Below are 14,358 nucleotides of genomic sequence, written 5' to 3'. Positions count from 1 at the left end.
TATGGGAATCGATGCATCCATCCGCAATCAGTTTCCGATCCTCGACCAACAGGTCAACGACCGGAAACTCGTCTATCTCGATAGTGCGGCCTCGTCGCAGAAGCCGCTCGTCGTCATCAATGCGATTGACGACTACTATAAGACGATTCATTCGAATGTGCACCGTGGCGTCCATACGCTCGGAACACGAGCGACGGATGCGTACGAAGGTGCGCGTGAGAACGTTCGTCGTTTCATCCAGGCGCAACACCATGAAGAAATTATCTTTACCCGCGGTACGACGACGGCGATTAACATCGTCGCGTCAAGCTACGGGATGGAGCATGTCGAAGAAGGCGACGAAATCGTCGTCACGTACCTCGAACACCATGCGAATCTCATTCCGTGGCAACAAGTCGCTAAACGCAAAAAAGCGAAGTTGAAATACGTTGATTTGACAGCAGATGGTCGCGTGACGATTGAAGCGGTCGAAGCACAACTGTCCGACCGGACGAAGATCGTCGCGATGGCACATGTCTCGAACGTCCTCGGTACGATCAATCCAATCAAAGAAGTCGCTCGTCTTGCGCACGCTCGAGGAGCCGTCATGGTCGTCGATGCCGCGCAAAGTGCACCGCATCAGCGAATTAATGTTACGGATCTCGATTGTGACTTCCTCGCCTTCTCTGCACATAAGATGTGTGGTCCAACAGGCGTTGGTGTCCTTTACGGGAAAAAGGCATTACTCAATGCGATGGAGCCGGTCGAGTTCGGTGGCGAGATGATTGATTACGTCGGTCTTGAAGAGTCGACGTTCAAACCATCGCCATACCGTTTCGAAGCGGGTACACCAATCATCGCGGGTGCTGTTGGTCTATCAGCAGCGATTGATTTCTTAGAAGAGATTGGTCTTGAGAACGTCGAAGCACACGAACGTGAACTCGCGCAGTACGCGATGGCACAAATGCGTGACATCGACGGACTAACGATTTACGGTCCGGAAGAACGCGTTGGGCTCGTCACGTTCAATCTCGGTGATGTCCATGCACATGACGTCGCAACCGTCCTTGATATGCAAGGAATCGCGGTTCGTGCCGGTCACCATTGTGCACAGCCATTGATGCGTTGGCTCGGAGCGAGCTCGACGGCTCGCGCTAGCTTCTATCTGTACAACACGAAAGAAGAGGTTGACGCACTCGTGACAGGACTTCGCCAAACGAAGGAGTATTTCAGTCATGGATTTTAACAATCTCGATCACTTGTATCGTCAAGTGATCATGGATCACTATAAAACTCCCCGAAATCGCGGTGCGATCGAGGGGGGCGTCACGATCGACATGAACAACCCGACGTGCGGCGATACGATTCGTCTCCAGCTCGCGATTGAAGACGATGTCGTCCGTGATGCAAAATTTGACGGGGAGGGCTGTTCCATCAGCATGGCGTCTGCTTCAATGATGACGCAACTCGTCAAAGGTAAGACTATCGAAGAAGCCTTACGACTCGCGGATATCTTTTCGGACATGGTCCAAGGAAAAGACTATGACGACGAATCGTTCGACCTCGGGGACGTCGAGGCACTCTCGGGTGTCACGAAATTCCCGGCACGGATCAAATGTGCGACACTTGCCTGGAAGGCGCTCGAACGCGGCGTAGAAGAAGGGAAGTAAACTTCGGTCACAAGCAAGTAAGAGGAGGAAATGAACATGGCAAAGAACATGCCGGAAATTGGCGATTATAAATATGGTTTCCACGATCGCGATATCTCGATCTTCCGTTCTGGACGCGGCTTGACGACTGAAGTCGTCGAAACGATCTCGAAAATGAAGGAAGAACCACAATGGATGCTTGATTTCCGTTTGAAATCACTCAAGATCTTTAACGAACAAGCAATGCCAGCGTGGGGTGGCGATCTCTCAGAATTGAACTTCGACGACATCACGTACTACGTCAAGCCGTCTGAACGTGCAGAGAAATCGTGGGATGAAGTACCAGAAGAAATCAAACGTACGTTTGATAAGCTCGGTATCCCTGAAGCAGAGCAAAAATATTTGGCAGGTGTCTCGGCTCAGTACGAGTCAGAGGTCGTCTACCACAACATGAAGGAAGACCTCGAAGAAATCGGTGTCGTCTTCAAAGATACAGATACAGCATTAAAAGAGAACGAAGATATTTTCCGTGAGTACTTCGGAAAATTGATCCCGCCAACAGACAACAAGTTCGCAGCATTGAACACAGCAGTCTGGTCAGGTGGATCGTTCATCTACGTACCAAAAGGTGTTAAAGTCGACACGCCGCTTCAAGCCTACTTCCGAATCAACTCGGAAAACATGGGTCAATTCGAGCGGACATTGATCATCGTTGACGAAGAAGCATCGGTTCACTACGTCGAAGGATGTACAGCACCGGTCTACACGACGAACTCGCTTCACTCAGCGGTCGTTGAGATCTTCATCAACAAAAACGCTTACTGCCGTTATACAACGATCCAAAACTGGGCGAACAACGTCTACAACCTCGTTACGAAGCGTGCGATCTGTGAAGCTGGCGCAACGATGGAATGGGTCGATGGTAACATCGGTTCGAAACTGACGATGAAATACCCAGCCGTCATCCTCAAAGGTGAAGGTTCACGTGGTATGACATTGTCAATCGCAATCGCTGGTAAAGGTCAACACCAAGATGCGGGTGCGAAAATGATTCACTTAGCACCGAACACATCGTCGACGATCGTCTCGAAGTCGATCTCAAAACACGGTGGTAAAGTCACGTATCGCGGTATCGTTCACTTCGGACGTAAAGCAACAGGCGCACGTTCGAACATCGAATGTGACACGCTCATCATGGATAACCAATCGACGTCGGATACGATTCCGTACAACGAAATCCTCAACGATAATATTTCGCTCGAGCACGAAGCGAAAGTCTCGAAGGTCTCGGAAGAGCAATTGTTCTACCTCATGAGCCGCGGGATCTCACAAGAGGAAGCAACGGAAATGATCGTCATGGGCTTCATCGAGCCATTCACAAAAGAACTCCCAATGGAATATGCGGTCGAAATGAACCGTCTCATCAAGTTCGAGATGGAAGGTTCAATCGGATAATTCGTCTTACTCTCTCATCTGCGGATGAGGGAGTTTTTTTCATGAAATGGTTATTGGGGTAAAGAGTGAAAAAGGAGGGATTACTATGCGTGACATCGTCTATTCCTTTCAAGTCTCGCTCGACGGTTATATCGAAGATGCGTCAGGTAGGATTGATTTCGCTTCACCAGACGCAGAATTACATCAGTATTTCAATGACTACGAGAAAGCGTTCGATACCCATGTCTATGGACGTCGTTTGTACGAGATGATGCAATACTGGGAGACAGCGGATCAGGAAGACGAGCCGATTGTCGTTGAGTATGCGAAAACCTGGCAATCGCTTGAGAAGGTCGTCTTCTCGCGGACGCTCGACGCTGTCGAAGGAAAGGCGTGTCTAGCGAATCAGTCGCTTGCCGAGGAACTTCAAGCACTAAAAGCCTTGCCTGGAAAACAGATTGCGATCGGTGGGGCGACGCTTGCTGCTGAAGCAATTGAGCTTGGACTCGTCGATCGCTATCATGTCGTGATCTACCCCGTTCTGCTAGGTAGTGGAAAACGGATGTTTCCGGTATTTGATCAACCACAGACGCTACGGTTAGTCGAAACACGCGTCTTTGCTTCCGGATGTATCGCGTTATCTTACGAAAAAATCTAGTCTTCACAAAAAAGAGTCTCTTATTTCAAAAGGGATTCTTTCAGATTAAAGACAAAGTGCAATTTTTCTCTAAAGAGAAGGATCGCGCTTTTTTTGTTCATTTCGAATCGTTTTCCTGGGACAAGCATCACGCCGCTTCGCTTCGCTGCAGGGTCGCTCTTGCTTGTTTTTCCCTAGGAAGCGATTTTGAGCGAACAAAAACACTTCTCTCTTTTTCCTTCAAGCTATTAAGAACAGAAAAGCAGTATGACATTTTAGCAGATGTGTATAAGACGAATCCTCATTTCAAAATAGATTCTTTTTCGTTACATCCGATAAAATTTGGATATTATCATTTAATTTGGACGAAAATAGATTATAATAACTTTTGTGAAAAAATCTATAAACATGATTAAGGTGTGAAAAAATGAAATTTTATCAAGAAATTCCTGTCATTCGATCAATTGCGGCAATTATGGTCGTCGCTGTCCATGTCATCGCCGGTCTTTACCATTCGAAAGGGGAATTTGAAAATGAAGCGATTGGTTACATCGATCAATTTTCCCGGATTGGTACGCCGATCTTTGCCATCATCAGTGCGTTTCTTTTGATGTCGATGGTCCAGCGCAAAGGATTTGATTTTGTAACATTCGTCAAGTCCCGTTTCTCTAAAATTTTCATTCCTTATTTGATTTGGAGCACGATTTACCTCGTGTATCGTTATCATGTAGAAGATAGTCTAAAGCCGGGTATGCCACTATCGGATTACTTCCTTTATGGAACGGCAAACTTCCATCTGTACTTCATTTTGACGGTGCTTCAGTTTTATGTCGTATTTCCGGTACTTGCACGACTTAAGAAAGGAACATTGCTACTTGTCGCGACAGTGGTGTCGATGGGTGTCAACTACTTCTGGCTGACTTCAGGAAGCTTAACGACGGACATCGAGTTTCTGGATCGACTCGTCAATAGCCGCTCCTTCTTACTTAACTGGATTGCCTATTTCATGATGGGGATTACATATGCCGTCTATTATGAAGAGATTCAGCAGATTTTAAAACGTCATCGGACGATCTTGTTATTGATCAGTGGACTGATCATCCTTGATATCTGGGTCAGCATCGATTTAGAGCGAACGTACACGTCGACGAATCTCGCAAATCTTGTCTACATCCCGTTCGTGCTCGTCGTCTTGAACTACGTCTTCCGCCGTGTGCAGACGGATCGTACAGCGATGCGAGTCTTTCAAACAATCGGAACGCACTCGATGGGCATCTACTTGATTCATCCGCTCGTCATTCGCGGAATTGGTCGGACGGATCTCTTTGCCTACTTCGACTCTGCGAGCATGTTCGTTTGTGCGATGATCGTCACGCTTGCGGCTTCGATTTCTGTATCGTATGTGATTAGTTTATTGCCGTATGGAAACTACATCGTTCCGGTTCCAAAACGAAGAGCTCCGGCTCCGAAAATCGTTGAGGCACAGTCTACTGCTTCATGATGAAAACAGTCTACTAGGCATCATCTTCGTTCCTACATGAGTAGGGAGGAAGGGGATGTCTTTTTTCTGAAAAAAGAGTGTTTGCTTAGGAAGCATTGAAGAAGAAATCCCCGATTCTGCTATGCTATGATAAACAAGTAGAAAAGAACATACGAGGGGGAAGAGAGCATGATATATATCGGTGTCACGGGCTGGGGAGATCATGATAGCCTCTACTTGACCCCGCAAGATCGAAAAGAAAAACTAGCTGCTTATGCCGGTCACTTTCCAGCAGTTGAGGTCGACTCGACGTTCTATGCGATTCAACCGGAACGCAACTATGAGAAATGGGTATCTGAGACACCGGACGGATTCCGCTTCATCGTTAAGGTGCACCGGGCGATGAGTGGACACGACCGGGAAAACAAAGATCCGCTCGGACCGATTTTTGAACAATATATCGCGTCAATCGAACCGATGCGAAAGAGTGGAAAAATTGCGGCAATCCTTGTCCAACTTCCACCATGGTTCGATGTCAGTAAAGTGCACTTAGAATACTTGCAAACGATCCGGAAATCACTTGCCGGACTCCCGGTTGCGATTGAATTCCGAAATCCATCGTGGTATTCAGAAATCTATCGTGAGCGGACACTTCGTTTTCTAAAGGAACATCAGTTCATTCATACGATTTGTGACGAACCGCAAACGGAAGATGGTTCCGTTCCGTTCGTACCTGTTGTGACGCAGGAGACGGCATTTATTCGATTACATGGACGCAACAAGGCCGGTTGGCTAAAGAAACCGGGTCAAAGTAGTGACGATTGGCGCAAGGTCCGCTGTCTCTATCGTTATTCTGAAGACGAGCTACAGGAACTTGCAAGTCACGTCCGCGACGTTGCAGCGCAAGCAAAGGATGTCTATGTCTTCTTTAACAACAACTCAGCAGGAGATGCTGCCCCGAATGCGAAACGATTAATCGAGATTCTTGATCTCGACTACGAACTCGCGCCGCGACAAATCTCTTTGTTTTAAATCATCAAGGGGGGCTTCTGCATGAAGTTACACATCATTCACTATAATGATTTGCACTCACACTTCGACATGTGGCCTCGCTACATGTCATTCGTCAAAGAACACCGGACGTATGATTCGCTCGTTTTTGATCTCGGCGATCATGCTGACCGTGTCGACCCAGCGACGGAAGCGACAAAAGGAAAAATCAATACGCATCTATTGAATGCGTTGATGCCAACCGCCGTGACAATCGGGAACAATGAAGGCATCACGTTTCCCCATGATTGGTTAGCGGATCTCTACACGGAAGCAGACTTTTCGGTTCTCGTCTCGAATTTAGAAGCACCATTCGCGAAGCAAGGTGTCATTCACGAATTACCGACCGGGAAAGTCGGTGTCTTTGGTCTGACGGCGCCTTATATCGAGCTATACGGTCTGCTTGGCTGGACGATCGAAGAACCGTTTGAGGTCGCAGCACGTGAAATCGAGCGGTTGCGTCAAGAGGTCGACGTCTTGATTTGCTTAAGTCACCTCGGCTTTTATCAGGACGAAGAACTAGCGATGCGTTTTCCAGAGCTCGATTTGATCATCGGTGCGCATACACATCATGTCCTCGATGACGGTGTCGTCAAGAACGGCGTCTTAATCACGCAAGCGGGAAAACATGGTCAGTATGCAGGTGAGATTTATATGAATACGGATACGGGTGAGAAAGAAGCAGTGCTTCATTCCTTACACGATTATGTCGAGGATGAAGCGACGGCAAAATTACTCGACCGGGAACAGTATCTGGCAGAACAACAGATGAAGGAGCCGATTGGCGAGACAGCGGGTCTAGCCAATGATTGGTTCAGTGAGTCGTCGTTTTCGCAGTTGCTCGTCGAGACGATGCGTGATTGGTGTGATGCGGATATCGCTTGTGTCCCGGCAGGTATTCTGCTTGGGTCACTTCCCCCAGGTCCTGTCTCTGCCTTTGATTTACATCGACTCTGCCCGCATCCGATCAATCCGTGTAAAGTGACGATGACGGGAGTGGAATTACAAACATTCCTCGATGAAGTCAACACAGAGCAATTCGAACACTTAAAGGTTCGTGGTCTCGGTTTCCGTGGTAAGTTAATGGGGCGGATGCATTATGCTGGTTTGACAGCACATCAACCGCTTGAGTCAACGCGAAACTATACGGTCGTCTTGCCGGATATGTTCACGTTCGGTCCACTCTTCCCAGCAATCAAAGAGATGCCAAAAGAATACTTCATGCCCGAATTGTTGCGTGATTTGTTATTCGAACGCTTATCGGAGAAGTCGGAATATAATGAATTGCATGTTCGCAAACGCTGATTGTTTGTTATACTAAAGCAGACATTAATTGACTTTTTGGGGATGAAGGGGGAAGCGAAACCATGGGACGCGGAGAAATCCAACGTAAACCGGAATGGTTGAAAATCAAGCTGAATACGAATGAGACCTACACAGAATTAAAGAGTATGATGCGCGAGAAAAAGCTACATACTGTCTGTGAGGAAGCAAAGTGTCCGAATATCCACGAGTGTTGGGCAGTACGCCGGACAGCGACTTTCATGATTCTCGGAAGTATCTGTACACGTGCGTGCCGTTTTTGCGCCGTGACGACAGGACGTCCGAACGAACTCGATCTTGAAGAACCAAAACGGGTTGCAGAATCCGTTCGTTTGATGAACTTGAAACACGCGGTCATCACAGCGGTCGCACGCGATGATCTAAATGATTTTGGAGCAGGCGTTTATGCTGAGACGGTTCGTGAAGTTCGTCGAATGAATCCAGAGACATCAATCGAAGTCTTGCCTTCAGACATGGGTGGGAATTTCGAAGCATTGAAAACCTTGATTGACGCACAACCAGACATCATGAACCATAACATCGAGACGGTCCGCCGTCTGACACCGACCGTCCGTGCAAAAGCTACTTACGACCGGACGCTTGAATTCCTTCGTCGTTCGAAGGAACTCGCACCTGAAATTCCAACGAAGTCGAGCTTGATGCTTGGTCTTGGTGAGACATGGGAAGAGATTCTTGAAACGATGGATGATCTTCGTGCAAACAACGTCGACATCATGACGATCGGTCAGTATCTCCAACCGACGAAAAAGCACCTCGACGTCATCAAATACTATACACCACAAGAGTTCGCTGAACTGAAGCAGATCGCGCTCAGCAAAGGGTTCTCGCATTGTGAGGCAGGTCCACTCGTTCGTTCGTCGTATCACGCGGATGAGCAAGTCAACGCAGCGAAAAAGAATAAAACAGCACTTCCGATCGACTAACGATCAAAAACCGTTCGAGCAACTGCTCGGACGGTTTTTCGTCTGCCAGGCGAAATGGAATATGCTATGATAAGAGCAGCAGGAGGTGGGAATAATGATACAAGTCAATCGGGAACGTTATGAGGTCGTTGAAGAGAAACGGGAAGGCTTTCATGAGGAAGCGTTCATCGGTCGCTTCAGTGACGTCCTTGAGAAATATGATTATATCGTGGGCGACTGGGGGCACGGTCAATTACGACTACGTGGCTTCTATGAGGATCAACATGAGAAAGCAACATTCGATACGAAGATTTCGCATGTCGCCGACTATCTCTACGAATACTGTAACTTCGGATGTGCCTATTTCATCGTCAAGAAGGTCGGATTGGTAGAAGGAGAAGAAGCACCACCTCGCTTCGACGGTTCTTCATCCAATACGTTGAAGTTGAAACGGAAGTTCGCACCTGCACCAGAGAAGACGGAAGGCGAGTAATCAAACTGTCATACAGAAAAGCGTTTCCAGTGGACGGAATTCGGCTATTACTATAAGTATCACGTACCTATAGGGGGAACTATCCATGCGAATCGTTGGAATTTACTCATCCGTACCAGAAGTCGTTAGTGCCGTGCACGATCTCCGTGTTGCCGGTGTCGTCTCGACTGATCTAAAAGTCTTGGCGCACGACAAATACGATCTCGAACAGATTGAGGAGCTTGCGGATTTAAACAATCAACAGACATCAACACGTTTGTCGCAGGAAGATCATCGTAATCTCTGGCAGGAAATCAAGAGCATCTTCAAAAAAGATGACACAGCTTCTCATGGAGATGCGATTCATGGAAGTGGCTTAACGAAAGAAGATGTCGATCGTGCGAACCATGCGGTCGAAAGTGGTCAGTTCGTATTACTCGTCGGTGATGAAGCGGATCAGCATTCAGAACGCCGTGCCCATGACGAGTCAGACAATACGAATGTCTTTAGTGGACCAAACACGCTAAATGAACGAAACGATCGTCTCTTATAAGAAAAAGCCTTCGTCCACGGACGAAGGCTTTTTTCATAGACCGATATAAGCGCGCAGGTACATCTCGAGTTCCGTTGCCGCATCGTCTTCGACGTCAAACGCCGTGGCGATGTAGCCAGGTTCATCAAAATCATCCGCGCCGATGATCGCAAAGCGATTCGATAAGAGATTCAAGACGAGAATCTTACCGTAAAAATGCTCTGAGTGGGTGATGGCGAGATCAAACCGACTGGCTTCTCCAATCCAACTGACGAAGCGTGTCTTCGTTTGTTCGACATCATCATATAAAAAATCACGTTCTTCCATCATTTAGCTTCCCTCATTTCCCTAACATCAGTTTCAGATTAAAGGGTTTGGGGGACTTTTTGCAAGTATGGTTTACGCGATAAGCTATGCTCGGCGATGACTTTTCGAATCGTCCGTGTCTTTGAACGCATGACGAGGGATGTCGTTTCGACGATATCATCCGTCAAGAACTTGACGCCGTCGAGCATTTCACCCGTTGTGACGCCTGTCGCGGCAAAAATACAATCGTCGCTTTTAATAAGGTCATCAAGCGTCAAGAGTTGGAGCGGATCTTCAAGCCCCATCCGGATGACACGAGCGGTTTCTTCTTCGTTCATCGGATGTAAACGTGCCTGCATGTCGCCGCCCATCGCTTTGACGGCAGCAGCCGTGATGACGCCTTCAGGAGCACCGCCTGTGCCGATGAAGATATCGATTCCCGTCGCAGGAGAGAGTGGTGCGATTCCAGCGGAGACATCACCGTCTTCAAACAGACGGACGCGTGCGCCCATCCGCATCGCTGCTTCACGGAAATGATCATGACGTGGACGGTCTTGCATGATGACCGTGACGTCCTCAATCCGTTTATTGTTGTATTGAGCTGCTTTTTCAATGATGACTTCAAGTGGATCGTCAAGCGAGACATGCCCTTTTAAGTTCGGTCCAACTGTTAATTTATCCATATACATATCGGGTGCGTGGAGCAGGGCACCTTGATCGGCGACGGCGATGACGACCATCGCATTGCCGAGTCCTTTAGCGACGATGTTCGTACCTTCAAGCGGATCGACGGCGATATCAACGATTGGACCGTTTGCTGTTCCGACACGTTCGCCGATGAAGAGCATCGGTGCTTCGTCGAGTTCGCCTTCACCGATGACGACCGTTCCGTTCATGTTGACCGTGTTCAAGACTTCGCGCATCGCAGTTGTTGCTGCATCATCCGCTTCATTTTTCTTACCGCGACCAATCCATTGAGCAGAAGCTAGTGCTGCTGCTTCCGTAGCGCGTACGATTTCCAGTGCGAGTTCCCGTTCCATGTATATAACCTCCACGTCACCAATGTGACATACTATTTTCAGCAAAAATCTAAATTGAGGATAACACATTGGGTAATGTGATGCAAATGACCTTTCTACTTTTCAGGATTGCTCGATAGCGATAAAATGGAGGATGTGAGGGGGAATGAAGATGTATTTCGTCAATCGTCAAAAAATCGAAGAGACGGTCGTCTGTTATGAGACGGCACTTCGACAAAGTAAAGAAGTTACGGGGGATCCGGTGACGACAGCACTGGCTATAGAACGGATTGGTTTTTTAGTCATTGAGAGTGTCATTGACATCGGAAACAGTATGATTGATGGATTCATCATGCGGGATCCGGGAAGTTATGAAGATATCATCCTTATCTTAGAAGATGAGAAGGTCATTGATGGACCGCTTGCGACGAGTCTAAAGAAGCTCGTTGCGTTACGTACGTTGATCGTCCGGTCATTCACAGAGTCAAGTATGGCGGAGATTCGGGCGGTACTAGAGACAGAGGAAGCAGAACTACGTCGTTTCCCGGAAGCGATTCGTCGGTATATCGAGACAGAACTCGGACCGGTGTCTGCATTTTTACCAAACGAGGAGTGAGTCAGGATGAAGGCAAAAGGCTATTTATTTGATTTAGATGGAACGATGTATAACGGAACGGAACCGGTAAAAGAAGCGGTCGATTTCGTCAATCGTCTGCAAGCAGAAGGAATTCCGTACTTGTTCGTGACGAATAATGCGTCGATGACGGCAGAAGCCGTGGCGGAGAAGTTACGCGGGATGGGTGTTCATTCCGATGCGAAACACGTCTTGACGAGCGCGATGGCGACCGGTCGTTATATCGCTGATTTGTCACCGAAAGCGCGCGTCTATGCGATCGGAGAAACAGGACTGATTGATGCGCTTGAACGAGAAGGGTTAGACGTCGTCGCAACCGAAGCAGCAGACTACGTCGTCATCGGTCTCGATCGTCAAATCACGTATGAAAAACTTGCTGTTGGTGCGCTTGCGATTCGTGCCGGTGCGCGGTTCATCTCAACGAATGGTGATATCGCGATTCCGACAGAACGTGGTTTCTTACCAGGAAACGGTGCCTTGACAGCAGTCCTACGCGTGACGACGGAGAAGGAACCGTTCTTTATCGGTAAACCGGAACCGGTCATGGTTGATATCGCGACAGAAATGATTGGTCTGTCAAAAGAAGATGTCATCATGGTCGGGGATAACTACCATACGGACATTCTGTTCGGAATCAATGGAGGCATCCGGACGATGCACGTCAATTCTGGTGTCCATACACCAGTCTTCATTCAAGGGCAGGACCGTCAACCGACATATATGGTCGATACGTTAGCTGAATGGATTCTGTGAATCAAAAAATCCCGAACGAGAATTCGTTCGGGATTTCATGTATTAGAAGACTTGTTCGACTTCGACGACGCCAGCGACTTCTTCAAGAAGGGCACGTTCGATACCGGCCTTCAATGTGATTGTTGAACTTGGGCAGCTACCACAAGCTCCCATCAAACGGAGTTTTACGATTCCGTCTTCTACATCTACGAGTTCAACGTCTCCTCCATCACGAAGAAGGAACGGACGCAATTTTTCAAGAACTTCATTCACTTGATCAAACATTTCCATGCGTAAACACATCCTTTCGTATAGTTTCATTGTAACAGGGTTGAAAAATGTTCTCAATCTGGAAAACTTGTATACTAAAGAGGAGTGAATTGAAAAGGGGGACTTCAAGATGGAAATCACGGTCTACGGAACAGCGGTCACTTGTCCGAGTTGTGTCGGGGCACCCAGCTCGGAAGAGACGTTCAGTTGGCTACAAGCCGTCCTCGGACGGAAATATGAGCAAGCGATGACGTTACGCTATATCGATTTCGAGACAGCCGCATCGGATCAATGGACAGAAGCCTTGAAAGAGGATGTCTATTTTTATCCGTTGATTGTTCTCGATGACGAGATGATTGACGAGGGGTACGTCAAGCTGAAAACGATTACGGCGGCAATCGATGCAAAGTTGAGTCAGACGGGGTGAACGAAAAAGAGGTATCCCAAAGATCGGGACACCTCTTTTTGCTCATTTAATTTTTTTATGTTTCCATAAGACACCGGACTTCAGGAGACGTGGGACTTTTCCTGTCAGCGCCTGTTTGCCCATGACGATTCCGAACCCATCTGATTTTCCGAGTGATCCGAGCATCCCGCGCAGTTTGATTTCTGGCAACTTCGGTAACTTTTTACCTTGCCACTTCGCTTGCAGGACATCGACAACTTGTTCTGCCTGATGTTCTGCAAGTTGACCACTTGGTGCATACGGTAGACTTGCGCAATCACCGATGACGAATAGATTATCGTATTCCGGTACATGATGGTGTTCTGTTAATTTGATTCGACCACCGCTGTCCGCAGCAAAGCCGAGATCGCGAACGACTTTGACCGGTTGTGTACCCGCCGTCCAAATCGTTAAGTCGGATGGGTACGTATCGTCGCCGTTACGAACGTCGTCCGCTGTGACGAGCGTGACGTTCGAATTGTTGATGACTTCAACATCGTGCTCCTCGAACCATTCCTGAACGTAAGACGAGACTTTGTCCGATAAGAACGACAAGACAGATGGTCCGCGGTCGAACAAACGAATCGTCAAATCTTTCCGGCTCTCGTGCAGCTCACTGGCAAGTTCGACACCAGATAGACCAGCACCGACGATTGAGACGACAGACCCTGGTGAGAGTCCACAAATCGCTTGTTGTGTCTTCCGTGATTCCTCAAGTGTCTGGATGCTATATGTAAACTCTTGAGCACCCGGAATGTTGTGGTATTTATCCTCACAACCGAGGGCGATGATCAAGTCATCATAGAATAGTTCTGACCCATCTTGCAGATGGACCGTATTCGTCTCGGGTGAAATTTTGATGACATGTCCATATTTATAGGTAAGATGTTTCCCCTCCGGAAATTCAATCCGGACATCTCGATCTGATAATGTACCTGCTGCGAGTGCGTAATATTCGGTTTTGAGTGCGTGGTACGGTAGACGGTCAACGAGCGTGACGGCAACTTCCTCGTCCTTGAATCGCTCACAAATCCTCATTCCACCATATCCTCCGCCGAGTACGACCAATTGCTTCATAACGTAAAATCCCCCTTAGTTCCCCTAAATCAGTCTGACCTTGTATAATACGACATGAGGCAGGTCGTTTCCTGCTTGAAGGAGGAAAAAAAGTGAATCCGATTATTGAATTTTGTATTAGTAACTTAGCGGCTGGGACACAGGTCGTCATGGAGCAACTCGAACGTGACCCGAACGTTGACGTCGTCGAATACGGTTGCCTCGGCTATTGTGGCATTTGTTCGCTCGATCATTTTTGTCTCGTTGATGGTGAGACCGTCGTAGGCGAAACACCGGAAGAGTTGCTCGAGAAGATCTACCTGAAAATCGAAGAGAATGAGCTGTGAACGCAGCAAAAAAATCCCCTCGTTCGTTTGAACGAGGGGATTCGTGTCCGTCAGCGGGCGCAGCTTTTCG

18 protein-coding genes are annotated in these 14,358 nt (G+C 47.9%); 14 read left to right on the top strand and 4 right to left on the bottom strand.

Annotated elements, in window-relative coordinates:
* Position 1: 1 nt before the first annotated feature.
* The 10 genes from K6T22_RS12960 to K6T22_RS12915 all read left to right on the top strand — a co-directional run bounded on the left by K6T22_RS12960 (position 2) and on the right by K6T22_RS12915 (position 9,500).
* On the top strand, positions 2–1,225 hold the full coding sequence (locus tag K6T22_RS12960; RefSeq protein WP_238237690.1) for a cysteine desulfurase: 1,224 nt from the start codon (positions 2–4) through the stop codon (positions 1,223–1,225).
* Complete coding sequence (gene sufU / locus K6T22_RS12955) at positions 1,215–1,649, top strand: Fe-S cluster assembly sulfur transfer protein SufU (protein WP_023469155.1); 435 nt, start codon at positions 1,215–1,217, stop codon at positions 1,647–1,649. Before K6T22_RS12960 ends, sufU begins: the two co-directional genes overlap by 11 nt.
* Before the next feature lie 36 nt (positions 1,650–1,685).
* The gene (gene sufB / locus K6T22_RS12950; RefSeq protein ID WP_050678657.1) at positions 1,686–3,083 is read left to right on the top strand and encodes a Fe-S cluster assembly protein SufB; all 1,398 of its coding nucleotides are present in this window, start codon (positions 1,686–1,688) and stop codon (positions 3,081–3,083) included.
* Positions 3,084–3,168: 85 nt separating this feature from the next.
* Positions 3,169–3,720, top strand: coding sequence for a dihydrofolate reductase family protein (locus K6T22_RS12945; protein ID WP_238237688.1), 552 nt, complete (start codon positions 3,169–3,171; stop codon positions 3,718–3,720).
* Between the two features lie 406 nt (positions 3,721–4,126).
* A complete protein-coding gene (locus K6T22_RS12940; protein WP_238237686.1) occupies positions 4,127–5,200 on the top strand; it encodes an acyltransferase in 1,074 nt (357 codons plus the stop codon).
* Between the two features lie 168 nt (positions 5,201–5,368).
* Complete coding sequence (locus K6T22_RS12935) at positions 5,369–6,211, top strand: DUF72 domain-containing protein (RefSeq protein ID WP_238237685.1); 843 nt, start codon at positions 5,369–5,371, stop codon at positions 6,209–6,211.
* A 21-nt stretch (positions 6,212–6,232) separates the two neighbouring features.
* Positions 6,233–7,534 (top strand): bifunctional metallophosphatase/5'-nucleotidase, encoded by a 1,302-nt coding sequence (locus tag K6T22_RS12930; protein WP_238237683.1) that lies wholly within the window; start codon positions 6,233–6,235, stop codon positions 7,532–7,534.
* 62 nt (positions 7,535–7,596) lie between these two features.
* On the top strand, positions 7,597–8,496 hold the full coding sequence (gene lipA / locus K6T22_RS12925; RefSeq protein ID WP_023469150.1) for a lipoyl synthase: 900 nt from the start codon (positions 7,597–7,599) through the stop codon (positions 8,494–8,496).
* 94 nt (positions 8,497–8,590) lie between these two features.
* Positions 8,591–8,968 (top strand): YutD family protein, encoded by a 378-nt coding sequence (locus K6T22_RS12920; protein WP_238237682.1) that lies wholly within the window; start codon positions 8,591–8,593, stop codon positions 8,966–8,968.
* A gap of 85 nt (positions 8,969–9,053) precedes the next feature.
* A complete protein-coding gene (locus tag K6T22_RS12915; RefSeq protein WP_029342422.1) occupies positions 9,054–9,500 on the top strand; it encodes a general stress protein in 447 nt (148 codons plus the stop codon).
* A gap of 33 nt (positions 9,501–9,533) precedes the next feature.
* On the opposite strand, the gene K6T22_RS12910 is transcribed toward K6T22_RS12915, so the two are convergent.
* Positions 9,534–9,809 carry a DUF3055 domain-containing protein gene (locus K6T22_RS12910; protein ID WP_034786088.1) on the bottom strand — a complete coding sequence of 92 codons (276 nt, stop codon included), beginning with the start codon at positions 9,807–9,809 and terminating at the stop codon, positions 9,534–9,536.
* A gap of 35 nt (positions 9,810–9,844) precedes the next feature.
* Positions 9,845–10,825: a class II fructose-bisphosphatase gene (gene glpX, locus K6T22_RS12905; RefSeq protein ID WP_029342420.1), complete on the bottom strand. Its 981-nt coding sequence runs from the start codon at positions 10,823–10,825 to the stop codon at positions 9,845–9,847.
* Positions 10,826–10,976: 151 nt separating this feature from the next.
* On the opposite strand from glpX, the gene K6T22_RS12900 reads away from it, so the two are divergent.
* Together K6T22_RS12900 and K6T22_RS12895 are read left to right on the top strand one after the other, a co-directional pair.
* Positions 10,977–11,420 (top strand): DUF86 domain-containing protein, encoded by a 444-nt coding sequence (locus K6T22_RS12900; protein WP_238237680.1) that lies wholly within the window; start codon positions 10,977–10,979, stop codon positions 11,418–11,420.
* A gap of 6 nt (positions 11,421–11,426) precedes the next feature.
* A complete protein-coding gene (locus tag K6T22_RS12895; RefSeq protein WP_053454121.1) occupies positions 11,427–12,191 on the top strand; it encodes a TIGR01457 family HAD-type hydrolase in 765 nt (254 codons plus the stop codon).
* A gap of 42 nt (positions 12,192–12,233) precedes the next feature.
* Here K6T22_RS12895 and K6T22_RS12890 read toward each other — a convergent pair whose 3' ends face one another.
* Positions 12,234–12,461, bottom strand: coding sequence for a NifU family protein (locus tag K6T22_RS12890; RefSeq protein WP_012371190.1), 228 nt, complete (start codon positions 12,459–12,461; stop codon positions 12,234–12,236).
* A 109-nt stretch (positions 12,462–12,570) separates the two neighbouring features.
* Here K6T22_RS12890 and K6T22_RS12885 point away from each other — a divergent pair, with 109 nt between their 5' ends.
* Entirely contained in the window at positions 12,571–12,867 is a 297-nt protein-coding gene (locus K6T22_RS12885) for a DUF1462 family protein (protein ID WP_238237678.1), read from the top strand.
* 42 nt (positions 12,868–12,909) lie between these two features.
* On the opposite strand, the gene K6T22_RS12880 is transcribed toward K6T22_RS12885, so the two are convergent.
* Positions 12,910–13,962, bottom strand: coding sequence for an NAD(P)/FAD-dependent oxidoreductase (locus K6T22_RS12880; RefSeq protein WP_238237677.1), 1,053 nt, complete (start codon positions 13,960–13,962; stop codon positions 12,910–12,912).
* A 92-nt stretch (positions 13,963–14,054) separates the two neighbouring features.
* Between K6T22_RS12880 and K6T22_RS12875 the strand changes: the two genes are divergently transcribed.
* Positions 14,055–14,288 carry a YuzB family protein gene (locus K6T22_RS12875; RefSeq protein ID WP_023469141.1) on the top strand — a complete coding sequence of 78 codons (234 nt, stop codon included), beginning with the start codon at positions 14,055–14,057 and terminating at the stop codon, positions 14,286–14,288.
* Positions 14,289–14,358: the final 70 nt, after the last annotated feature.

It is taken from the genome of Exiguobacterium acetylicum (genome assembly GCF_022170825.1).
Lineage (GTDB): Bacteria > Bacillota > Bacilli > Exiguobacteriales > Exiguobacteriaceae > Exiguobacterium_A > Exiguobacterium_A acetylicum_B.
The sequence above is the reverse complement of the archived record's forward strand: the minus strand, read 5'-3'. Positions and strand labels throughout refer to the sequence as shown.